At 40.5% G+C, this 23,874-nt stretch carries 19 protein-coding genes; 10 read left to right on the top strand and 9 right to left on the bottom strand.

The window, feature by feature from the left end; all coding sequences use genetic code 11:
* The first annotated feature begins 17 nt into the window (after window positions 1–17).
* The 4 genes from MA_RS24800 (at window position 18) to MA_RS19025 (ending at window position 4,372) form a co-directional block, all read left to right on the top strand.
* Window positions 18–488, top strand: a complete 471-nt coding sequence (locus MA_RS24800) for a GNAT family N-acetyltransferase (protein ID WP_011023561.1) — start codon at window positions 18–20, stop codon at window positions 486–488.
* A 914-nt stretch (window positions 489–1,402) separates the two neighbouring features.
* Window positions 1,403–2,407, top strand: coding sequence for a dimethylarginine dimethylaminohydrolase family protein (locus tag MA_RS19040; RefSeq protein WP_011023559.1), 1,005 nt, complete (start codon window positions 1,403–1,405; stop codon window positions 2,405–2,407).
* A 268-nt stretch (window positions 2,408–2,675) separates the two neighbouring features.
* Window positions 2,676–2,852 carry a hypothetical protein gene (locus MA_RS19035; RefSeq protein ID WP_157860329.1) on the top strand — a complete coding sequence of 59 codons (177 nt, stop codon included), beginning with the start codon at window positions 2,676–2,678 and terminating at the stop codon, window positions 2,850–2,852.
* A 719-nt stretch (window positions 2,853–3,571) separates the two neighbouring features.
* Window positions 3,572–4,372: a hypothetical protein gene (locus tag MA_RS19025; protein ID WP_011023557.1), complete on the top strand. Its 801-nt coding sequence runs from the start codon at window positions 3,572–3,574 to the stop codon at window positions 4,370–4,372.
* A 952-nt stretch (window positions 4,373–5,324) separates the two neighbouring features.
* Here the strand turns inward: MA_RS19025 and MA_RS19020 are convergent.
* From MA_RS19020 to MA_RS27475, 3 genes are all read right to left on the bottom strand, one after another.
* Window positions 5,325–5,618, bottom strand: coding sequence for a hypothetical protein (locus tag MA_RS19020; RefSeq protein WP_048065761.1), 294 nt, complete (start codon window positions 5,616–5,618; stop codon window positions 5,325–5,327).
* A 463-nt stretch (window positions 5,619–6,081) separates the two neighbouring features.
* Window positions 6,082–6,261 carry a transposase gene (locus tag MA_RS29855; RefSeq protein WP_157860328.1) on the bottom strand — a complete coding sequence of 60 codons (180 nt, stop codon included), beginning with the start codon at window positions 6,259–6,261 and terminating at the stop codon, window positions 6,082–6,084.
* 102 nt (window positions 6,262–6,363) lie between these two features.
* The gene (locus tag MA_RS27475; protein WP_157860327.1) at window positions 6,364–6,510 is read right to left on the bottom strand and encodes a hypothetical protein; all 147 of its coding nucleotides are present in this window, start codon (window positions 6,508–6,510) and stop codon (window positions 6,364–6,366) included.
* A gap of 2,759 nt (window positions 6,511–9,269) precedes the next feature.
* On the opposite strand from MA_RS27475, the gene MA_RS19010 reads away from it, so the two are divergent.
* The gene (locus MA_RS19010; RefSeq protein WP_011022716.1) at window positions 9,270–10,514 is read left to right on the top strand and encodes an IS110-like element ISMac14 family transposase; all 1,245 of its coding nucleotides are present in this window, start codon (window positions 9,270–9,272) and stop codon (window positions 10,512–10,514) included.
* A gap of 272 nt (window positions 10,515–10,786) precedes the next feature.
* Here MA_RS19010 and ltrA read toward each other — a convergent pair whose 3' ends face one another.
* Window positions 10,787–12,280 (bottom strand): group II intron reverse transcriptase/maturase, encoded by a 1,494-nt coding sequence (gene ltrA / locus MA_RS19005; protein WP_048065760.1) that lies wholly within the window; start codon window positions 12,278–12,280, stop codon window positions 10,787–10,789.
* Window positions 12,281–12,798: 518 nt separating this feature from the next.
* Here ltrA and MA_RS28975 point away from each other — a divergent pair.
* A complete protein-coding gene (locus MA_RS28975; RefSeq protein ID WP_157860326.1) occupies window positions 12,799–12,987 on the top strand; it encodes a hypothetical protein in 189 nt (62 codons plus the stop codon).
* 291 nt (window positions 12,988–13,278) lie between these two features.
* Entirely contained in the window at window positions 13,279–13,566 is a 288-nt protein-coding gene (locus MA_RS19000; protein ID WP_011023552.1) for a hypothetical protein, read from the top strand.
* Between the two features lie 1,012 nt (window positions 13,567–14,578).
* On the opposite strand, the gene MA_RS18990 is transcribed toward MA_RS19000, so the two are convergent.
* The 5 genes from MA_RS18990 to MA_RS18970 form a co-directional block, all read right to left on the bottom strand.
* Complete coding sequence (locus MA_RS18990; protein WP_011023551.1) at window positions 14,579–14,977, bottom strand: cupin domain-containing protein; 399 nt, start codon at window positions 14,975–14,977, stop codon at window positions 14,579–14,581.
* A 313-nt stretch (window positions 14,978–15,290) separates the two neighbouring features.
* Window positions 15,291–16,046 (bottom strand): ABC transporter ATP-binding protein, encoded by a 756-nt coding sequence (locus MA_RS18985; protein WP_011023550.1) that lies wholly within the window; start codon window positions 16,044–16,046, stop codon window positions 15,291–15,293.
* Window positions 16,043–17,113 (bottom strand): FecCD family ABC transporter permease, encoded by a 1,071-nt coding sequence (locus tag MA_RS18980; RefSeq protein ID WP_048065759.1) that lies wholly within the window; start codon window positions 17,111–17,113, stop codon window positions 16,043–16,045. The genes MA_RS18985 and MA_RS18980 overlap by 4 nt, the downstream gene beginning before the upstream one ends.
* 24 nt (window positions 17,114–17,137) lie before the next feature.
* Window positions 17,138–18,271, bottom strand: a complete 1,134-nt coding sequence (locus MA_RS18975) for an iron ABC transporter substrate-binding protein (RefSeq protein WP_011023548.1) — start codon at window positions 18,269–18,271, stop codon at window positions 17,138–17,140.
* A gap of 238 nt (window positions 18,272–18,509) precedes the next feature.
* Complete coding sequence (locus MA_RS18970; protein ID WP_157860325.1) at window positions 18,510–20,687, bottom strand: S-layer protein domain-containing protein; 2,178 nt, start codon at window positions 20,685–20,687, stop codon at window positions 18,510–18,512.
* 377 nt (window positions 20,688–21,064) lie between these two features.
* Here MA_RS18970 and MA_RS18965 point away from each other — a divergent pair, with 377 nt between their 5' ends.
* The 3 genes from MA_RS18965 (at window position 21,065) to MA_RS18955 (ending at window position 23,845) form a co-directional block, all read left to right on the top strand.
* Window positions 21,065–22,342 carry an acyltransferase family protein gene (locus MA_RS18965; protein WP_011023546.1) on the top strand — a complete coding sequence of 426 codons (1,278 nt, stop codon included), beginning with the start codon at window positions 21,065–21,067 and terminating at the stop codon, window positions 22,340–22,342.
* A 416-nt stretch (window positions 22,343–22,758) separates the two neighbouring features.
* The gene (locus MA_RS18960) at window positions 22,759–23,109 is read left to right on the top strand and encodes a hypothetical protein (RefSeq protein ID WP_011023545.1); all 351 of its coding nucleotides are present in this window, start codon (window positions 22,759–22,761) and stop codon (window positions 23,107–23,109) included.
* Window positions 23,110–23,491: 382 nt separating this feature from the next.
* On the top strand, window positions 23,492–23,845 hold the full coding sequence (locus MA_RS18955) for a hypothetical protein (protein WP_048065758.1): 354 nt from the start codon (window positions 23,492–23,494) through the stop codon (window positions 23,843–23,845).
* Window positions 23,846–23,874 lie beyond the last annotated feature (29 nt).

Raw genomic sequence — 23,874 nt, 5'->3', positions numbered from 1 at the left:
GGGTTAAGGTTGTCATTATGATTGATATGTTTCCAATGGAAAAAGGTGAAGAACAGGAAACTTACGAACTTATCGTGCGTGTCTTTCATAAGTATGTTGCTCCTGTTTATTCGGAAAACGGCGTTGCCAGGTTCCTTGGTATGCTTTCACCAGAAGGGTTGAGTGAGATGAACAATGGGAAAAATTCCTTTGTCATTGTAGCCAGGGACCAATCCAAGATAATTGGAATGATATCGGTAATTAATGATAGTCACATAGCCTTATTTTTTGTGAGCCCACGCTATCAGGGAAAAGGTATCGGTAAAAACATCCTCGATGAGGCAATTAAAAATTGTTTGAATCGGAACCCCGAATTATCGGCAGTCACCGTAAGTTCATCGCCAAATTCCAAATCGTTTTATGAAGAAGCTGGATTTGAAGTTATCGGAAATGAAATCAACGAGGAAGGCTTGCGCTTTACTCCGATGCGGAAATTGTTACGACAATAAATAAGCAAACATGCGGTTTCATAATTGACCGCTCGGAGCTGGCGGCTTATGAACCGCTGGTTCATAAATTTCAAGTCATCGGGATTAAGTAACTTCCTTAGAGCGTGTCTTAAAATTAAACTTAATCCTACAAATGGGATAGGGCTACATGCATTTGAACCGAAAAACGGTAGCATTTAATGTCTACTGTGCTTTATTTTATACTTTGAGTTAGTATAGTCCTATGGGGGAACGGGAGTGTCACGATTTTGCTGTAAATTAGAAGTCATATTATCCAACTGGGGAAATGGTTTGAATTTTAAGACAGCTCTCAGAGGGATTGAAACCTGACCTTTCAGCGCAGAGTCACACACTGGCCCAGCGTGATCTGGTCGGGTGTATCGACGGTAAAGCGCTCGATAACCGGCGCCTCGGCAACAGGTTTGACAGTCAGACCCCCTTGATTGCAAGCGCTGCCGCACCATTCTGGCTCCACAAACTCCTTGGTGTACTCGTGCATACCGCACCGGGCGTGATCTGGAGGAGCTGTACGATCACCGTGGAGGTGTTGCTTTCCGCCAGTAACGGAGCCTCCAGATCTGGTGTTTCTGTATGCTTTCAGCAGGCGTACTGCTGACCAGGTGGCGGAGGTCAAAGCTACCTGGCCTCGTACGCGTTGCTTTGTGCTCGTCGAGTTTGCTCGGCACCAGGAAATTACGCAACAAGCCGGTGCAGATATGGTTGTGCTTGAGGGGTTCGCACCGGGAAGGCTGCTGGAGATGCTCGACAGAGTCCGTATGAGCACAGCTCACAGCTCATCCGGGGATTCCACAGCCCATCCGAAGGATAGGACACCCTGGGGAGAGGGATCCAGTGGTCGTCAAGGGCGATCAGCATTCTTTGTGATTCCAAAGCCAATAAGATGAGAATTAATCATGCAACAGAAAAGAGTTAATGTGACTCATGACTGGGGAACTTTGAAAGAAGTAGTTGTCGGTCGCGTCATTGATTTTCGTTATCCCGAGTACAGCGAAAAGCTCAGGCAATCGGTAGCGTATGTTCCAGAGAAGATGCAGAAACAGCTGCGAGATTACGCGGGAAAACTCTTCTCAGAAACATCTCCGGGAGACTATGAACGGGCGGTTGCGCAGGTTGAGAATCTCGTGGAGTTCCTCGAGAAACGGAACATTGTCATTCACCGGCCGCGTGCCCTCAGTGACGAGGAACTGCGCGCGTACTATGAGTTTTCCTCATTTTCCGGTCAGACATATGCTCGCGATTCCATGATTGTGATCGGAAACCACGTGATCGAAGCGGCTTTGCGCCAGCCCTGGCGTTTCAAAGAACGCTTCGGTCTACGCCCTCTCTTTGAGCAGCTTGCGGCTGAACGAGACTGCCACTATGCCGTCATGCCGCCCCCCAGTCCGATGCGACAGGAAGACATTCAGTCGGGTACCGGGGCCTATCTTGAAGGCGGTGATGTTTTCCCTTTCGGCAAAGATGTGTTGGTTGGGCACAGTCAAGGGAATTTTGCCACAAGCATGAAGGGAATCGAGTGGCTGAGAAACTATCTGGGGGATGAATACACCGTGCACACGGTCGCCTTGGGTGCAGACTACCTGCACCTCGATGACGGGCTGGCGACGGTTCGTGAAGGGCTGGCGATCATCTGCCCCGATATGTTTGTGGAAGGTTTGCCGGATTTGATCAAGGGTTGGGAGTTTATCAACGTCACGAAATATGAAGCGCTCAACCTTTTGGCTGGCAATGGGATGATCCTGGGCCCCAATGAGATACTCATTGATAAACGTCTGCCGCACATTGCTGAACAACTCGACAAAAAAGGTGTCAATGTCCATACCATTGAATATGATGCCATCACCATTTTTGCCGGTGGTTTGCGTTGCAGTCACCACCCGCTTGTTCGTGAATTGGACTAAAAAGGGATATTCATGCAATCCAGGGTTCAAAATGCAGCCGACTATGTAGTACACAACAGCAAGATCTACACATCCAGTGAAAAGCAGCCCTGGACCCAAGCTATTGCCATCGAAGTCGATGCATAGTCCAGGCCGGCGATAACGATGGTGCCCAAGCGTTTAAGGGCAAGTATACGCTTGTCTGACCTGCGCGGCAAGTTCCTGATGCGGACATCATGGCCAGCCACACAAAAATCCGTTGATGACCATGGACATCCTCTTGGGCCTGATGCCCGAGTATACAGAAAAAGCCGACCAGATGCTGGCGTTGCTCAAGGATCGAGATGCAGGCTTCCTGCAACGTACGTATAAAATAAAATCGTTAATATCATCCAAAACATATTTTGGGGCTATTGAATGTGGTATGCTGGATAGTCTCCCACCAAATAAAACTGTTTTTCCCTGATTATTTTTTTCTTTATATTCATATGATGGTTTTCTTTTTTACTTGTTTTAATTTTCTGATTTTTTAGAACAATTCTCTGTGGCACACGAAATCTTTATGTATTTTAACACATTTACATTATTATGTAAATCAAATTTACTTGATTTACTTGCAAAACGGCATTTTCCTCCCGAAATCTGAAGAGCCGGTCCCAAAAACCAAAGATACTTCTTCGAACCTCGATTTTGAAATAGTTAATCGAGTTTCCGATCGGGAAAGTAGTTCTGAAAACTCTTATTGACACAGGAATAAGAATTGGTCCCGGGACATGCTCACAACCGTCAGGCAGCAGTTTGCCATTTGAAACCTCCATAAAGCTGCAGGTTTCCAGAAGTTGTTTGCCATTTTCAATCTTCTGGAATCTGCAGGTTTCCAACATCCGTTTATTCTCGGGCAAGGTTCACTAAAACAATTCCTGTCGCAATAGGAAGCTTTTATATAAAGAAGCGTAAAACTCCTGAGTCTTTAGTACAGGAGATGTAAGTGTAATTTATCCCTATTACTTTCACTTTCCTCTAAACTTTTAATACCATTAAAGCCGCTTAATATTAAGCGTGGGTTAGCGAAAACCAGGCAACCGTTGACAATGAGTTACCTTCAGGCTTGTTTTTTGGGTTCATTATCTCTTTTTATTGAATGTAACTTTTTTAATATGAGCAAGTTAGAGGGAGGAGCTAATCATGTTATATGAAAATATTGTATCGCTGAATCATCGTATAATTATGTGTCAAGAGATTTCTGAATCCGAAAAACAAAATATAACCAGACTAATATTGTATAAATGCAAATCTCAAGATAACAGAATAAATTTCTGGCTAAAAAGACATCAATATATGTATCCCTATTATTTGTTGCCTGCTGATGAGGAGAGTTGTTTAGAACGTAGTAAAAAACTAAGACTTATAACAGGGGAACTCCCAAAGACATATTTATTATCACATAATGCGTATGAACTTGAATTATTAAGAATTTTAGCTTTATGGCATTCTGACAATGATGACATAAAAGAAATTCTTAAAGTAACCGAACAACGGTTAGAGAATACTTGTTTTGGGCATTTTTGCAGTAAAGGCGAATGTTTTGGATTATCGCTGGTAGCCTTACGTTATTGGAATACATATGCACCCGAAGATGCTGACAGAATCAATGACATCCTTATGAAACTTAGTCAGTATAGTATTAACAGAGGCGTAAACGGAAGTAATAACAACATCCCATCTTTTTACTATTTACTCACATTATCCGAGCTTGCAGATAATAATGATATTGCAAAAGAAATTCTTGAGAGCAATAGTCACACTTTATATTCTCAATTTCAAAAAGGATGGATTGTAAATCCTGATAATGCCGATAGATACAATCCTATTAGAAAGTACGTTATCAGAAACGCATTGTCAAAGTTATCAGAATACAAGCATATGAAAAATGCTGAAGTATATGTTGGTAGCGATGGAAGATGTTATGGAAAATGTGTATATTGATAATTGGAGAAGAGTATCTTTTAGAGAATGGATTTAGAAATTATTTCGATACAAGAATTAAGATTTTTCTTAGACACATTGATTGCATCAATACATTCGATTAAGTGCCTATCCGAAAAGTCGGTAATGCGATCGAAAAGTTACAGCAGGTCTATAATAGTAGGGCATCTTCTTCGGTTTTGTATATTGCTAATGGTAAGTTACAGTAGGTCACAACACTTTTCGGATAGGCTCTAAGTTTTTTACTCCCATTACTATTTTTCCAAATCATTTCTTTTGATGGTCAATTTGTATTCGATTGGCATTACACATATGTAATCTAACGTTTACAGTTGTACTGAAGTTGCTCGCTTTTTCTCTCCCACGACTAATCCTCCTTCCCATGCTTGATGAGATATCCTGGTTTGAAAGTACTATGAAAATTTGTAGAGTCGTAGAAATACAATATTTAAACCAACTAAGGCTTTTTAAATTAAAATTCGCGAGCAGAAGCCGCTAAAACAGGAATTCTAATAACTCCTTTTTAATCTTCTTCTCCTTGAAATTCAAATTATCTAGCTAGTTTAACTAAAATAGGACTTACGCAGTTGAGCTGAAAAACACAAGCGGAAAAGACTTAACTGTATATACAAGAAACGTGTTGACGACTCCGCATATGTTTGATTTTACATTTCAAGTGCGTAAGTCCTATAAAAAAGATTGAAAAAAGATTACACAACAGGCTGTCTCAAAACTAAAGTTAATTCTACAATTGTGTCAAATTTTTCTACTACAAGGTTAATTCATGTGTAAATTTCTCTAATTTAGGTGGTCTTGTTTTTAAATTCAACGTTGCTCATTATCCAATTGTAGAAATGGTTTGAGTTTTGAGACAGCCTGACAAAAGGATGTTTTGCTTTTGTGATTTGTTCACGGGTAAGATCCGCTAAAAATAGATTGAATCTTTGCCGTTTTATTCCAGTTCTATTTCCAGCCCACCAATGAATCCGGTTGCTACATTATATACAAATGCAGTTATTATGCCGCCAATAAAACCTAAAATTCCGTAGAAGATAGGTAACGCTATAATAGCTCCAGCTCCGAACAGCAACCCTGCGAATGCTCCCTCATTTCCCATCACGGAACCCATTCCTATTGATGTGAGAGTCAGTATAGCGCCGAATATAAAGCCCATTATTGCGTAAATAGCTCCGGAAACCTTCCCAAGTGATAACACGCCTATTTTAGTAATATGTTTTGTAACCATAGAACAAATCTCCTTAAATAGTATAATAAGATACATCGAGAAAATATAAATAGATATTCGATATACTCTTGATAATTATCTATTTATCTATAGTGATCATGTTTATTGAAAAAAATATATATTAAAATTGAATACTCCTTCTACATGTTACTTTATATCCGGGGCGGTCTCAAAACTCGACCCGTCTATGCAATTGGATAATGGCATTTTTGGGTTCAAATGTAGATTGGAAATTATTCTGAAATTAAAGGTATATATTAACCTTGTAGTCTAATTATTAACCTATTTTTAGAGCCAAATATAGTTTTGAGACAGCTTTAGGGGTTACGCAGTTTGCTCTTAAGCTCCCGTTTTTACCATCATTGTCAACCCATAAATTTATTTAATGTGTCACAGAGGGTTACTTAAATATTCTGTTACTGCCACTCTCCTAATTTTCATGGTACTTTCAAACCAGGATATCTCACTTTTGACTCTCTGTAATTCCAGTTCTAAGGAAAGCTCTTAATGAGAACATTATATATGCTCTTTGTGACTCTTCCTTTCTTGCCTGACATTTTTCTATGCCACAAAACTGTTTTATCCCTCTATGATATTCCTCAATCTTCCATGACTTTTTATATTTTACAGTAAAAGTATACACATTTTTACTTTTGATTTTCTTCCCGGAAGATGATAATGACGAGGTGCATTACCCTCAGCCATGCCGACGTGGAAAGACTCGATCATTCCGTGACGACAAAAATTAAATAAGCGGTGAGATCTCGACCGCAGCCATAATTATAACTCCGATGCTCATAAATCCCACCGCTACTCCTATATAATTTGCTTTTTTCTTTGAGCAGTCTCTCCAGATATCTTCCGCTTTCCCTATCGTCGCTACCATATCCATCGTACGATATTTTGGTTCTCTTTCATAGGGATCATCGATGTGATCTTACTAAATCATCAAATTTCTTTCACTTGTTCTTATTTATTCATATTTTTATAGATAAATTTATTACTAAGTAACTACTATCATTTAGTTGGCTAGCTTCAAAACGAACTCTTAACCCCCCCATACCCCACAACTTTTTTAAGTATTGAAGCTGGCCCCTATGAATAAGCAAAAGAATGTTTTGCAAAGGCAAAAGAATTGGAAGGCAAGAGCACTTTTCAATCATCAAAAAAGAAGAACATGCGGGGAAAAATACCAAAGTCCTCTTCGACGGAGACCAAATAAAAGCAGGATGAGTTTAACCGCATTTTTAGGGTTAAGATGGAAAACAAATTTCCTGCAATGACGTTGAGGATTATCAGATCACCTCTAGCTCGTCAGGTATTCCTCAATGGATCATCATTGAATCAAAATCAGGTCAAATGAATGAAGTGAATGCTGTTCAGGTGGGAGAGATCTATAAAATACATGCTCATTTTAGTGAAACTAAAAAACTCAATACTATCTAATTTTTGGCCAAAATAAGTTAGTGAGAGGGGTAGATTAAGAGGAAGGGGATTTCCTCTCGATTTTTTAGTGTGGTGGCATAGGATTGAATCTAACCCTCTCTTGCTGTTCATTCCGTTTTTAGAGCTATGAAAGCTTATTATAACTTATTATAATCTCCAAATATTTATAATTTGTGGAGAAGTTGCGTACTATTCCCAATACCTAACAATGTATATAAAAAAGTAACTAATTGGCTTCTGATGTACACTTGGAATATGTTCGAAAGTATTACAATATTTGGATCCGTAATCAAAACTTATTTTTAAATACTTGTGTTTTTAGAAAAACTTTTCTATTTAAAAAAATATAAGTGTATAAAAAAATCAATCATGTACTTAGAGAGAACTGGAAAATATAACTGAAATCCAAAACCTTTGTTTCTCCTGTTTGAAGTTGAAAATTCTCTCGAATCCAGTCCTCTCTACCCTCTGAAATTAAATAGATTTTTGTAAAGATGGTTTTCACTTCCTCCGAAAAATTTTTATTCTATAATCTCTTCTATTTTATGGGCCAGTTTCTCATCTGAATACTCTTCACCTTCATTAAATATTCAGGATCTTCTTTTACGCTGAAACTGGTCTTTTTCTTTGATGAGTTAACGCCATTAAATAGTTGCCAGCTTTAAGACTATATACCTTCCATAGTTCCATGCACGATCCCTTCATTTTCTTCTTGAAGCTGGCTTGCTTTAGGTATGTTCCTATTACTTTCACCAAGCTTGACCATTTTATATATATTTACAAACTCCTCAAGTCAAATTATTTACCTATTTTTAGAACCAAATGTAGTTTTGAGCCAGCCTGTTAGAGAAATTATTGTCTGCAGTATGCATCCCTGGCTTTTACTGCGTCTGGAATACGCGGAGCACTTCCCGTTTTTCCTTAGGCCCCTGTCTGAGGTCCTTGTCGGAACAGTGTCCTGTTAGGCGGATAATCAGCGGGCACGTGAGAAAAACGAATGATAAATGTAGGTCTGATACAATAACTCATCTACCCTACTTTCATTGCTACTCTGCTTTCATTGCTACTCTGCTTTTATTGCTACCCTGCTTCCATTGCGGCAATGGTTAGTTCGCAGGTGAAAAGCGAAGTTTGAGCTCTAATTCTTATTTCGGCAAATATCAGTTAAAAATTTCAGAAATCTTTCAGGGTCTTATAGAGCTTTGTCACAATCCTTACTTTCAAAAAGAAAACTGGTCCCGTCAAAATTATGGAAACAAAAATGTAAAATTTCCGGCAATTATAAAATATTTTATAATTGTATTCGCTTTTCTGACAACCTGTTCTGTCTATTCTTTTATTGAGCCGTATCTGATAGAAGAGCAGACAACTATCATTAGCGACAGCGATGTGCCCCAGAATTTCGTGGGCAAGAAAATAATTTTTATTTCCGATATTCATCACGGGTAGTTTTTCGAAAGAGAAAGAGTCGCAGCCCTGGTAAGAAAAGTAAACGAGCTGGACCCCGATAATATCGTCCTGGGCGGAGTGGCTGGAAATCGGCGAAGATAAAATCAAAATCGCAGGCGTTGACTGGCATGATTCCCGGCACTTTTCCGGTGAACCTGATATCGGTCCGCTGATAATAGATGTTGAAGAGAATGATTTTGTAATTTTAGTTTCACATACGCCCGATTTTGCCGAAGAATTAAGAACAGGTAAAGTCGACCTGCTCCTCTCTGGACATACTCATGGAGGACAAATTACATTTTTCGGATTATGGGCTCCGTATGTGCCTTCCTGTTACGGGCAAAAATACAGGTCTGGAATTGTAATAACTGCCGGAACCACTGTTTTGATTTCCAACGGTGTCGGAAACACGTTTTTACCGATCCGTTTTTTTGCCCGGCCTCAAATCAATATAGTCATCCGGGAAAATGTTTAAAACTGACAGGTCTCCGGGTCTAGTAAAACGCATATGAAATTCTTCGAATAACATGCACAAAGAAATGAAAGTAGTTTTTTTCCTTCCCTTTTTATCGATCAACCTCATCATTCTCTTTGGCAGTAAGGTTGTACTTATTTTGGTTCTTCGAAGCCGTGATAAAACTAACCAGTGAATTGCCATCGAAGGCTCAAATGTGACTTTGATCACGGATGCTAAATTGGCCTTTGAGGCAATTCTACTGCCCAAATTAATTTGGTGATCTAATTTGGTGATCTAAATTGGTTGAGGTTATAAACAAAGCTTGTGGTTTAGACATTCACAAACTCTTTTTCATTGCTACAATCCTCAGTAGATCTGGTGAAAAACAGCAACAACATTTCTATAGAACCCCTGACGGAATATTAGCTTTTAAAAACTGGGTTATCTCAGAGAACTGTGACGTTGTTGCCTGTGAATCAACGAGTGACTTTTGGGTTCCGATTTATGATGCGTTGATAAAACATCTACCTGTTATAGTTGGAAATGCCCGAGATATGAAGGCGTTTACACACAAAAAAACAGATAAGATCGATTCCGAATTCATCGCACAACTTGCATTGAATAATATGGTTCAACCATCAAGAGTTTTCCCAAAAAACCATAGAACATTTCGTTCATGTATTCGGCTTCGCCATAACCTTGTACAAAAAAGAACAGATATAAAAAATGAAGCTCACGCCATACTCGCACCTGAGATGTTTAGTCTGAAGAATGTGCTAACAGATAGTTTTGGTAAGAGTGGTAGAGCAATTCTATCAGGAATTTGTTCAGGTAAAAGCGTTGACCAGATTATTGCAAACCTTTCTCCAAATGTTCGTAAGAAAAGTAATCAGATAAGGGAAATTCTGGACAGAGAAATCTCTCAAGATACTGCATTCAGGCTTCAAATCTGTCTGGATATCATAAAGCATCTTGACAATGAAATCAAAATTTTGGAAAAAGAAATTTTCAATTATGCTTATAAAAATCATAAGCAAGAAATGGAAATTTTAATGTCTGTTCCAGGAATAGGAGAACTTGGAGCAGCAACTCTTATTGCTGAAATAGGCGATTTCAAAGATTTTTCTTCAGGAGATAAGCTTGCTTCATGGCTTGGCCTAGTTCCGAAGGTGTACCAATCAGCGGATAAATACCATAACGGTAGAATCACTAAGAGAGGATCTAAGGAAGCAAGGTGGATCCTAACACAGATTGCCCAGGCAGCAGCAAGAACGAAAAATAGCAGGTTAAAAGAGTTTTTCAACAGAAAAAAGAAGTCGATTGGACATTCAAAGGCGATTATTGCCCTAGCAAGAAAAATTGCAACAATTATCTGGCATCTGATTACAAAAGAGGAGATGTATGAAGATGAAACTGGATATAAAAAGGGAGAAATTCAAAAGAGAAAGATAGGTGAGACTGAGATGTTCTCAGTTGATGAAAGGATCAAAATAATGAGTGAAATATACGTAATTGCGAGAAATGAAGAAAAAGAGAGTACGTGAGGAAGATCTCCTCATATACTTTCATGCTAAAATAAAAAAGAAAAACGCCTGATGAAAAAGCAAGCGTTTTGAGAATATATCTTTACTCCTGCTTCTTATGACTTATTCCGTGGTCACGCCGTCGAATTCGGCTTATTTGCTTCGGCTTCTTCCTTTGTGGCGCGTACGTCGAATAACAGGGTGGGATTACTCCCTACCCCGTCTTCTAGGAACCGGACTTGATAGTTTCCCATCATCCGGCTCGAGCCACTACTACCCTTTCGGGTGTCAGTTTAGAACAGAATTGGGTTGGTGATGCGTTTCTTTCGGTGGTATTCCATGAATTTCCATTGTTCGAAATATTCCTTGTCGATAAATGGATTTTTGTTAAGGCTTGCTAGTCTTTGCCTAACAACTTTGGAATTGGAGAACCTCTCCAACGTCTTTAGCTCTGTGCAGAATACATATTTTCTGCTACCGGATTTATGCCAGTATTTGGTCATTATCCAGGTGAGACCTTTATTTGAGTGTCTTCTTTTCGCCCAAGAGATAAGCATGTTATAGACTGTATCATCAAGTTTGCTGAAAATCTCAGAGGAAACTGTATGGTTGTGATACTGTGTCCATCCCCTAATGATTGGGTTGAGGATTCGTATCAGTCGGTCTTGATCCCATGCTTTTGCTTTGTGAATTACATCACTGATTTTCTTGATAATTTCCCTTTGGGAGTCTTTAGATGGCTTCGGAAGGAGTTTTCCTTTGTATTTCCTGAAGTTCCAGCCTAAAAAATTGAATCCTTCACTAATATTAGTTACAAGAGTCTTTTCTTCGCTGAGCTTAAGTCCACGAGGATCTAAAAATTCTTGGATGACATCGATTATTTCAAGAGCTGTTTCCGGGGAATCAGCAGTTGCCACAAAGTCATCAGCAAAACGGGCACAATTGACTTTGTGCCTGTTTTGATGAGATTTGTCAATTGTTCCATCTGATCTGGAGTAAAATCTCATTGCTAAGGCGTTTTCTAAGCCGTTTAAGGCCATATTTCCAATTATTGGAGATATGGGGCTTCCTTGTGGTGTGCCTTTTTCCGTAGGAAACAGATGATAATTCTCGACATATCCGGCTTTTAGAAACTCCTTAAGGATTCGTTTATCCATAGGGATGTTGTCAAGTATCCAAGTGTGGTTGATTTCATCAAAGCAGGCTTTAATATCACCTTCGACAATCCATTCAGGAGCAATTTTCTTGCTTAAACAGATGTGAAGGTAGGCGTAAGCATCTTTAGTTGAGCGGTAAGGTTTAAACCCAAACGAAGTCTTGTCACCTATAGCAGATTCGATTGGACCTAGCACCAGAGAGTGCAGGGTTTGCATTGCTCTGTCATACATAGTTGGTATGCTAAGAGGTCGTAGTTTACCGTTCTTCTTTCGAATGTACTTTCGTGTTAATGGTTTTGCACGGTAGCCCTTGTTCGTTAGTTGTAAAGCGGAACGCATCTTATCTGCCGACGATGACCAGATAATTCCATCAATTCCGGGAGTTCGGCTTCCCTTGTTAGTGGTTACTTTACGAACTGAAAGTAGTTTGGCATATAAGGACCGGGTCAGAAGACGGGAGAGTTTGTTCACGGTTATCCATTTTCCGTTCTTAGCTGCACTTGCAATTCGAGACTGAAGGTTATTAACAACTTCTTTAACTCTTTTCCAATCAATGCTTTTCCATTGTTGGGTGAGTTCTTTGTCTGTAAGGTCCGTAACCGAAGTTATCTCTGGTTTTCTTACATTCATAATTAACAATCCCTGTTGCTTTCGTGACCAATGGCAAGTGGGCATGCTTTCGCATTAAGGAAAGAGTTTTTTTTTCCCTCCTCTATATTCCCCGTTACAGGGAATCTTTAGCTTTTTGCCATTTCCTCTGCCACCTGTGGTATTGGTTTTCCTCACGGAATTCCTACCTTATAGGGCCACAAATGGTTTACCGAGTTCTATACCATAGATAGTTGCTGAACACTTAGGAGGATCCTATAGGCCGGAAACCCATTCGTCCATTCGTTATGACACGGAATCGGATTGTCATAACCGGGTTTCGATGCCATTTGGCTCATGCGTAATTCAACCTGCTTTCGCATGTTGCAAGTCACGACCCCTGTGAATCTTCACCTTTCGGTTCTCCATATGTCCATTTCCCTAGCGGTTTGGAACTGTCAGGTTCAGTTTTACACCTCGTTGTCCTCTGAGCTTTGCACAAATCCGTTGCCAGAGATGCACATCAGAGTAGAGACATTCTGAATGGATAGAAAGGCGGATTGTACCGCAATCCATGGCATAACTTCTCGTCGCACGATTCCGTCCTTGTGGTGTGCCGGGGAATAGATTGTGTAGAGTTTCAGCTCTTCGGTTGCCGAAGTGTTGATGACGTTGTGCTGGGAGCCTGCTCCTGCCCGTACAGGATTCCTGAAGGGAACTTCTTCCGTTCAGGCCGGGCCGAGGAATAGCAGGGAAGGGCCACTAAAGTAAAAGGTCCGTAAAATGAAGATTGTAATATCATTTCGAACTTCTTATTTTTCTATGTGGGAGAAACGAAGCTTATAGAATTGAAACTTACTATTTTTGGCCTGTAGCTATTTTAAATGCGATAAGGATTATAAAAATAGAAAGTACTATTTCACCCGAAATAGAACGACATCAAAACGAAACCCTATGCATTAAGTAGAACGAAACCCTATGCATGAAACCGGAAATATAAATCATGTAACTATTTAATATACTAAAATGTGTGATCCAGTATGCCCAGAAAATACAGCAACAAAACAACCCATTTCATCCTCCATGATGACGGTACTTTCGACGTTTATATAAACAAAAAATTCAAGGAATGCGGCCTTTACGAAGAAACCCCGGATACTCTGAAATTAGACTATTATAAACATTCTTCGATATTTCAAAAAGAAGAAGGCTGTTTAATTTCCGATAACGGTAGGATATGGATAGAGGACGGAATAATAAACGTCCCAGGCGGAATTCTTGACAATGGGGTGTTCATCGTCAGCAACGACAGTGAAAATACTGTTTAAATTATTTTAAATCTTATGCTCCCGGAAAGAAATAAAGAGATTACAGGAGGTCTCAAAGTATAATAATCCCCGGAACTCCTTTCATTATATTTTCCGGGACATTCAGGATATTGAGAAGGACTGATTTCTCTTATCTTTTAGTCCGGCTTGGACTCACTTGAAAAACAAGGATTTTTTTTATCAGTTCCTTCATGGATTCTTTATTCCCGCTAAACCTCTCTTTTACTTCGGAATAAGCACTCTCAATCGAAGGACTTTTTTGAACCGGTAAACACCAGAGTAAATATCGGTCTAAGGTTTGGTTATTCTGCAGTTTTCCAGGATTCAGTTATTTGCGATCAAGGTCCACTAAAACAGGGTTTGTAATTTTATCATTTTATTCTACTTCGATTTCAAGGCCACCAATGAATCCGGTTGCTACATTATATACAAATGCAGTTATTATGCCGACAATGAAACCCATAATTCCATAGAATATGGGTAATACTATGATAGATCCTGCCCCGAACAGCAGACCTGCGAATGCTCCCTAGTTTCCCATCACGGAACCCATTCTCAGGGACATGAGAGTCAGTATGCGCTAAATATAAGGCCCGTTATTGCGTAAATAGCTCCGAAAACCTTTCCAAGTGATAACACGCCTATTTTAGTAAGATCTTTTGTAACCATAGAGCAAATCTCCTTAAATTGCATAATCAGACATATTGTGAGACTATGTAAATATTCGATATATATTTATTAGACTATTATTTCTCTATAGTAATGGAGTTTATTAAAATAACTATATGTTAAAATTAGATTCTCATTATGTCTACTTCTCTATATCTCAACTCAAGTGAGCCTGCATCGCTTGAGGGCAAATTTCAACTCTTTACTTCCAATTAAAAAATTAGACGATAAAAAATTGGAAGATAAAAAACTATACAATTAAATGATAAAAAAGTAAAAACGCCTGAAAAATAAGCATTTTTATCTGCATCTTTCAGCGCTTAACAAATTCTATTTATAAATCTTATTCCGTGGTCACGCCGTCGAATTCCGCTTCATTTGCTTCGGCTTCTTCTTTCGTGGCGCGTACGATTCCGTCCTTGTGGTGTGCCGGGGAATAGATTGTGTAGAGTTTCAGCTCTTCGGTTGCCGAAGTGTTGATAACATTGTGCTGGGAGCCTGCGGGCACGACAATTGCAAATCCGTCACTGACCACATATTCGTTGCCGTCAATTATGCACTTGCCCTGGCCTGCTTCGAAACGGAAAAACTGGTCGTTTTCTTCGTGTACTTCCATTCCGATTTCTTCCATGGGCCTGAGGCTCATAAGGACCAGCTGGCTGTGCTTTGAGGTGTACAGTACCTTGCGGAAATTGTTGTTTTCCAGAGTCGCTTCTTCGATATTAATTGAAAATCCTTTCATATTTTCTCATATCTGCTTAATTGTATATAGAATTATTTGCGAGAAAAATTCACGATCTTATATCATTTATTTTTCCGGCACCTTCTACTGAAGAGTTGAAAACTTTAATCTCAGAGGAGCCCAGGCGGCTCGTCAACTCCGATGTATCCCTGAATTTATACCTAGTGCTGCTATCCGAACACGTATTCATTGCCGGAAATGAGTACATCTCACCGTACTACCGGGGTTTCTCTTCAATAACATTTTTTTGCTTATATCCTGCTTGGTTCCTGCAACTCCGCAAATGCTTCTTTTTCCGGAATTTTCCCGGTTTTCACGGGGTAGGAATCACCACAGCTATGTCCATGTAGTTCTGAATCGCCACCGGCACTCCGTATACTTCCCTTATGATTTCCGGAGTGATATCCCCTATGCCTCCCGCTGCAAAGATTGTGCCGTTCTTGAGGAAGAGAAACTTATCGGCATACCTGAATGCAAGATTAAGGTCATGCATGGTCATAATGGCAGACATATTGTCCTTCCTGACCACTTCCCTTATAGTATCCAGTATTTCCAGCTGGTTCTTAAGGTCAAGACTGCTTGTAGGTTCGTCCAGCAATAGCAGTTTCGGGTTCTGTGCAATGGCCCTTGCTATTCCTATTTTTTGCAATTCCCCTCCGCTAAGTTCGTCAATGTACCTCAGTGCAAGTTCCTCAAGATGCAGTCTCTTGATGGTGGCTTCTACCAGTAACAGATCTTCAGTGGTGATTTCCCACTTTATGTGTGGAATTCTGCCAAGCAAAATAGCATCAAAAGATGTCAGCCTTGAGCATTCACAGTGCTGCGGAACATATCCCAGGCGACGGGCAATTTCTATCTGCTCAAGTTTAAGCACATCTTCATTTTCTATCAGTATTGTGCCGCTCTTTGGTTTTAAGATGGCATTCATGCATTTTAGCAGGGTGGTTTTTCCTACCCCGTTCGGGCCCAGTATGGCCAGTATTTCATTCTTATTCAGGTGAAATTTTATGTCTCTGAGTACTTCTTTACTCCGGTACTGAAATTCCACTCCATCTACTTCCAGGATCATATTCTTCTTTCCTTAAGTATTAAGTATATAAACGTCGGGGCTCCCAAAAAAGATGTCAGTACGGCTACCGGGAGCTGATATGGCTGTATTATTACTCTTGCTGCGGTATCCGCACATAGCAGTAGCAGGGAGCCCATTACTATACTCCCTGTTATCAGAAATCGATGATCGTCACCTATGATTCGGCGTGTCATGTGAGGGCATATAAGGCCTATGAAGCCGATAACTCCTAAAAATGCAACGATGGTAGCTGTAACAAGGGATGAGCATATCATTCCCCTCCCCCTCACCCGGTCAACATTCACACCAAGACCTTTTGCAGTTTCGTCTCCGGCATCTATGGCATTATATTTCCATCTGTTCAATGTGAAATATATTATAGATACCAATACTACCACAGTAATCAGTGCCAGTTCACTCCAGCTTGCCCTTGAAACGTCTCCAAAGGTCCAGAATACTATGGAAGCAAGTTGCGTATCATCGGCAAAGTACTGCAAAAACATAGTCCCTGCTGTAAAAAGAGAGCTCATGGCCACTCCCACAAGGATCATTACTTCAGGTGTGACTCCTCTGAATCTGGAAAATGCCAGGATGACGGCTGTAACAAGAAGAGAGAACCCAAATGCAACGGCAGTAGTTACATATGGGTTACTTATTGTCACAGCATCGCCAACAAGGGTGTGTGTAGCTCCTGTTCCGAGCACCATCACTGAAAAAGCCGCACCAAAGGCCGCAGCATTGGATATGCCCAGGGTAAAAGGCGACCCTAGTGGGTTTCGAAGTATCGATTGCATTATGACCCCTGCTACAGAGAGCCCGGCCCCGGCAACTATAGCCGTAAGTACCTGGGGTAGACGGATATTCCATACTATGCTGTCCCATCTACCTGAAACACTATGTCCCATCAGTGTTCGTACTACCTCGAGTGGAGGTATGTTAGCAGCTCCAATCGAGATCGACATCACAAGCATTATGCACAAAAGAACAATCCCTGAAAAGATGTATGTGTTTTTCCTGCCTGTATGCTCTTTGTAACGGCATGCAATTTCGCCTTCTAATCGCTTCATCCTTTCACCGTTTTCTCGAAAATCTCAGATTTCCAGTTTTGTAAATGCCGGGATTCCGTAGACATTAATCATTGTGTTGTAGACTTCCCTGCCGAGGTCTTCATCGCCTTTGCATACAAGAAATGTGTATATCTCTATGGTTTTGTTTTCAAGGTCTACGTCCTCAAATTTATCCGGATAAAGGGTCTTTCCCGCAAAATAAGAATCTGCAAGCACTGAACCGAAATTTGTTGCGTACTGGTTGAAAGGCAATACCCCATATACGTTTCCTGACTGGACTGCCCGGAGCTGTCTATATGATTCGTCATTCTGTAAGAGGCTAAGTCCGCTTCTGTCTTCTCCGCATTCGATCGTGTTCAGATCCAGGAATATGATCTCGGGGTCCCACTCAATGATTTTTTCCTTAGAAACATCTGCAACATTGATGTCCATGTCACCATAAGCAACATTTATTGCGTTGGTGAAAAGGAATGGAGGATATGTTGGTTCTGTGGACTGGAAACCCTGTGGTCCTCCAGCACGTCCAATGCCTCCGACGTAACATGTGGGCTTGTCTTCTTCCGGTATGTCGGCAGTGCGCTCTTTGAGGTCTGCTATGTTTTCGTCAAAGAAAGCAATCACTTCTTCCGCACGCTCTTCTTTGCCTACGACCTCTCCGATTATCCTGAGACTTTCATACAGGTCTTCTTTATTATCTGCTAAATCCCCCGTGTTCACAACAACTACCGGAATGCCTGTTTTCTCTTGAAGTTCAACAGGGTCAAAGCCTGTTGAGGAGTATGTCTTTATTATGACTTCGGGCAGCGGATCGAGAGAAAGTATCTTTTCAGGGTCGTCCATCCCTCTGGTTTCCCCGAAGACAGGGTAGTCAGTACTGAACTGAGGATTTGCAAGGGAATACGGCTTGGCATTAGAAGCCGAATTGGTTGTTTCGCTTCTTTCGACTCCTATAATCTTATCCTGTGCTTCAAGGTATGTAAGATATCTCAGGGAGCCTACGCCGGAACAAATTACATAATCCACAGATTCCGGAATCTCGACAGTTCGGCCGAGGGCATCGGTAACGGTTCTGCTTGGTGTTTCTTCCGACGTCTGAATGTCCTGGGAAGTTGACGAATTGTCCATGCAGCCTGCAGACAGCGTGCTGACAATTAACATAATAAATAATAGTAAGATACTTTTCCCGGAATTTTTTTGCGTTTTTAATCTTCTTATATTAAAACCTCCGTGTTTTTTATCAATTCAAATATATTTTTTCTGTAATCTGTAGTATGTTGATGGGATAAGGGGAATTTATTTGCAGGTATGAAATTTACCTGGCATTACTGGGGTGCCAATTTGCAGAGTTCATAGTTGTTTTTAACAAAGGAGCAATTCTTTCGTTTCAGATAACCTATCAGTTTCTCCTTTTTATGAAAACCCGACAAAAAGCGATCCCATAAACTCCGACAAGTATTTCGAAACCGGGAAGTTTTGCAGATGACTCTTCCCCTGTTTCTTCTTCAGGGGAATTATTCTTATTTTCAGAGTCCTCTACTTCGGAAGCATCCGGGCTGTAATCGGAGGAGATGATTTCAGATTCGTTTGAATCCTGGGTCATGTTAAGATTTTCTGTAGAATTCTCTACGGATTCGGGAGCATCTTCAGCTTCGATAACCACGCCCGTTGCAGGATAAATGACGTACCCGTTAAGAGAAGTACTGCCCTTTCCCTCATCTGAGGTCTGGAAATACCAGGAATCCGTAAAGTAATTCTTCGCATCCTTATCAAGGTTCAGGGTAATCGAATCGGAATTTTTGAGAACAAGTTCAGCTTCGGAAGCTTCTTTTACTTCAAAACCCTGATATTCATCCCCGTTTTCAATAACCAGAATGTTATCTTTGTCAATAAGCCAGGTATACTTGAAGACGGCAAAAGAATAATACGAACTTAAGAAAACGGAGTCAACATAGGTGATGAAATATAGCTGGTCGTTTCCGTCTCCAAAGTCTGCTTTTGCAGTAAAGAGCTGATTTTCAACAGTCCCGTCCGCATCCACAATCCCTGACTCCAGTTCTTCTCCTTCTTTATATAAGGAGAACCATACCTTGTTGCCTTCGACATCAACCTGGTTTACGGTCAGAGAGTAGCCTTTCCCGAAGTCCCAGACATCCCCGGCTTTAAGCATTTTTTTATCACTTCCGGACTGGTCGATTACGAGGCTAGCAAGCTGGGTAGCATCGTTTTCCACCGCAACATAAGGTTTGGCAAACCAGGGAAGCTTGTAGTAAACCATACCTCCGAGTTCTGAAGGCGTTGTATTTGCATCAAGACCAAGCTCGGAAATAACCTTGTATTTGTTGGGGAACTGCCTGGTAGAATACACAAGTTCCCCTTCCCCAATAACATGGTTTCCGGGATTGTTTTTTCCGAGTTCGTACTGACCGTCGGTTTCTATGTACTGGAGACGTTCTCCCCACCAGTTCTCAGAGCTTACAAAATCCTTGTGTTTGTTTGCAGAATAGTAAAGGCCCCCAAAGGTGGTCGAATCCCAGCAAAACTCATCGGAGGAAGCTACATTGGTGTCAAAAGGTAAACCTCTCAGAGTGTAATTTCCAGGTTTGCTCAGTTCTTTTGCAGGATAAATAACGTACCCGTTCGGAGAGGTACTGCCCTTTCCTTCATCCGAAGTCTGGAAATACCAGGAGTCGGTAAAGTAATTCTTTACATCCTTATCGAGATTCAGGGTAATCGAATCGGAATTTTTAAGAACGAGTTCAGATTCAGAAGCCTCTTTTACTTCAAAACCCTGGTATTCATCCCCTTCTTTAATAATAAGGATGTCATTTTTGTCAATAAGCCAGGTATACTTGAAGACAGCAAAAGAATCGGTAGCACTCATAAAAACAGAGTCAACGTAGGTGATGAAATATAGCTGGTCGTTTCCGTCTCCAAAGTCTGCTTTTGCAGTAAAGAGCTGGTTTTCAATAGTCCCATCCGCATCCACAATTCCGGACTCCAGTTCTTCTCCTTCTTTAGATAAGGAGAACCAGACCTTGTTGCCTTCGACATCAACCTGGTTCACGGTCAGCGAATAGTTTTTCCCGAGATCCCAGACATCCCCGGCTTTAAGTATTTTTTTATCACTTCCGGGCTGGTCGATTACGAGGTTAGCAAGCTGTGTAGCATCGTTTTCAACCGCAACGTAAGGTTTGCCAAACCAGGGAAGCTTGTAGTAAACCATACCGCCAAGTTCTGAAGGTGTTGTATTTGCATCAAGTCCGAGCTCGGAAACAACCTTGTACTTGTTGGGGAACTGTCTTGTAGAATACACAAGCTCATCTTCACCAATAACATGATTTCTGGGGTTGTTTTTCCCGAGTTCGTACTGGCCATCGGTTTCGGTGTACTGGAGACGTTCGCCCCACCAGTCTTCAGAGGCGACAAGATCCTTGTGTTTGTTTGCAGAATAGTAAAGGCCTCCAAAAGTGGTTGAATCCCAGCAAAACTCATCCGGGGAGGTCTCGTTCGTATCAAGGGGTAGACCGGAGATGCATGGATCCGGAGCGGCAGAGCCTGAGGATGTAAGTATCATACAAACTGTAAACAAAATGAATAGTAAATGTGACAGGCTTCGATTATTGGGTTTCATACTGCAATATCACTCTTCCTCATTACTTTTCATAGTTCTAAACGGGAACCCGCAATATTTTAATAAATTTATAATGTTGTTTATATAATATTTTAGCCTCTTTTGCAATAGGGAAGAATATACATAAAACGCAGTTTTGCGCTAACAATTGTTATCTTTTAAGATAAGGATGTCAAAAGATAGTGTTTTTGTACTTCTGTACCTGATAATCCTGGGTCAAAAAATGGTTGCAGTTGTACCAGAAACGAATACAAAATTTATTCATGATTCAAATCCATCAAAAGAAGAAAGGAACATAAGATAGTTGAAACATAAGATCGTTGGAACATAAGATGGCTGTGCAGAATAAGGTGGAAGCCTATAATATGGCCGGGAAGATCACCTATCTTGACGGGCTGCGCGGTGTAGCTGCGGTTAATGTCATGGTAATGCATTTCTTTGTCGCATTAGCCCCGGCGATGGTCTACGGCAGTGAAATGCCCTCACATTTCGGAAAGTTTGACCTGCTTTTTTCGAGCACGCCTCTTGGACTAATCGGCGCCGGCAATTTTTCGGTGTGCATCTTTTTTGTCCTGAGCGGTTACGTATTAACCCGGAAGTATTTCGAAACGAAAGACAACGGCGTAATTATAAGCAGCGCAGTGCGCCGATATCTGAGATTGTTTGTTCCGGTATTCGCAGCAGTAATGCTCTCTTACCTGCTGGCCTCTGCCGGGCTATACCGTTATTATCTCGAAACTATGGTGGTTTCCGCAGGCAGCAACTACCGCGGCTACTGGGACTTTACACCGGGCCTGGTCAGCGCGGTTAAAGAGGCGGTTTGGGACTCGTTTTTCGTAGGCGGCAAGACCCCTTATGATCCGGTTTTATGGACCATGAATATAGAATTTTTCGGGTCAATGCTCGTTTTTGCAATGGCCTTGCTGTTCGGGTCGCTGCGGAGCCGCTGGACGTTCTACCTTGCTTCAGCCGTGCTTTTCTTAAACTCTTACTACCTGGCTTTCATAATCGGAATGACGTTTGCTGACACGTCCAACAGTAAAATGCCGATATTTAATACCGATAATAAAATTCTACTCTCTATCATACTGGTTTCGGGGTTATTTCTCGGGTCCTATCCTCTAAGCCCCGTAACAACCGATTCCTTATACGCGTTTCTCAACACCGGCTTCTTCAAGACCCCGGAGGTGACCTATCATATAATAGGTTCAGGCATGATAATGTATGTCTTATTGAACAGCCGGGGGCTGCAAGCCGTCTTTTCTTCCCCCGTGCCTGTGTTCCTCGGTAAGATCTCCTATTCCCTGTACCTGGTACATTTCCTGGTGATAAGCAGTTTAACCTGTGCCCTGTTCCTTGCCCTGTACCCGGTATTGCCATACGGAACGGCTTTTTTTATTTCGTGCTTCCTGTCTTTATTTTTAATAGTCCCGTTGAGCTATCTCTTTTATAAGTACGTAGACATGGCGGGTATAGAATTATCAAAAGCTTTTTACAACCGGCTGGTCAATTCTCGCACATCCGCCAGTGCCGGGCACATGAAGCAAGAATACCTGTCAAGCTCTATTTTTACAATATTTAATAAAATATTTAAATAAAAATAGTGCATATTCTCTCTTAGTGAATATTCTCTCTTAAAGCAGCAATTGAAACATAAGTTTCGTTTCTGTTCCTGTTAGAGAATGCAGCACTTACAGACACGATCAACTAAAACAGGAACCCGGTTGTAAGGCCTGCAAAATAAAGTTTCTCTCTGAAAGTTTCAATGTTCTTTAATTTTACTTCAATAGGTTTAAATACTTGCGAATTATATTTTTGCATATTAAGGTTTTTTTTAATACCATAATATTTTATGGGCGGAAGTCAATAAACGCTTAACTTAAAACGCTTAACTTAAAATTTCTTATAGCAACTGACAATTTAATGCTTTTAATAAGTAGAATTTTGGTATATATTCGCAGGGAGAAACACATTTTCGAACTCGAGGTTAATTAAAAAAAGGAAGCGAAGAGTTTTGGCTAAACAAAAAATTAAAGATATGGTTAAAAAATTTAACAATTCTATCGAAATGAACAAGGATCACCAGGCTTATTCGGACTTTAAAGAAGGAATGAATAAAGGCCTGGATATAGCCAGATATACCTTCGAAGAAAACGCAGAAAAGTTCTCTTTATCTGACTCTGAAGATAGGGGTGTAATGGCAAAGAGCCTACAGGAAGACTTTAATCAGCTTTTAGACGATATTAACTTTACAAAGAATCCAAATCGCTCTGAAGAGCGTTTGGATGGAATATACAGCGGGTTTGAAAGATCCAAAAAAATATTTGGAGAATTCGTAACAGAGGTTTTTCTTCTGGAGAATTGATGAAAAGCCTCTCTAATTTTTATAATTTTGATCGAGCTTGAAAGTTTTATCCTTAAAATCCCTGTTTTTAAAATCTCTGTTTTTAAATCTCTGTTTTTAAATCTCGATCTCTAAAATCCCTTTCTTTAAAAAAATCTAATTTACTTTCTTATTTTCAGTTTAATTCTCAGTTAGCTAATTCTTTTTCTAATTTGCCCAATGATGATTTCCTGAGGGCGGTATCAAAAATTCGTTATCTTGCTCCTCTTAAAAGTATTGAAGCGAAAGTAAATATAAATAATAAAAAAGAAATCCATTACTCAAAAGTAAAGTCCGATAAAATAAGGATCTGGGCTTTTTGCTGCTCTTAAACAGTTTTTTATGTTTTTGCAGGGGGCAAAATTTGGATCAACAAAAAATTAAAAAGACAGTCCGAAGATTCAGTGACCTGATCGAGAGGAATAAGGATGGTCGGGCTTACTCGGATTATAAAGAAGGAATAAATGAAGGTCTGGAGATGGCCAAAGATACTTTTGAGGAAAATGCGGAGAAATTTATCTCCTCTTCTCCAGATGAAGATCCGGCTGAAAAGATACAGAACCTGCAGGACAGATTTAATCTGATTATAGATACGATTGTGGTTCGTAAAAAACCAAATTATTCTCAGGACCATTTGGAAGGAATATATGAAGGGTTCAAAAAATCCAAAGAATTATTCGGGGAGTGTGTAAATGAATACTATAATCCCCCCGATTAAAACTATATGAATCTAATTTTAATGATATT

Origin of the sequence: Methanosarcina acetivorans C2A (assembly GCF_000007345.1) — an archaeon.
Classification (GTDB): Archaea; Halobacteriota; Methanosarcinia; order Methanosarcinales; family Methanosarcinaceae; genus Methanosarcina; species Methanosarcina acetivorans.
The sequence above is the reverse complement of the archived record's forward strand: the minus strand, read 5'-3'. Positions and strand labels throughout refer to the sequence as shown.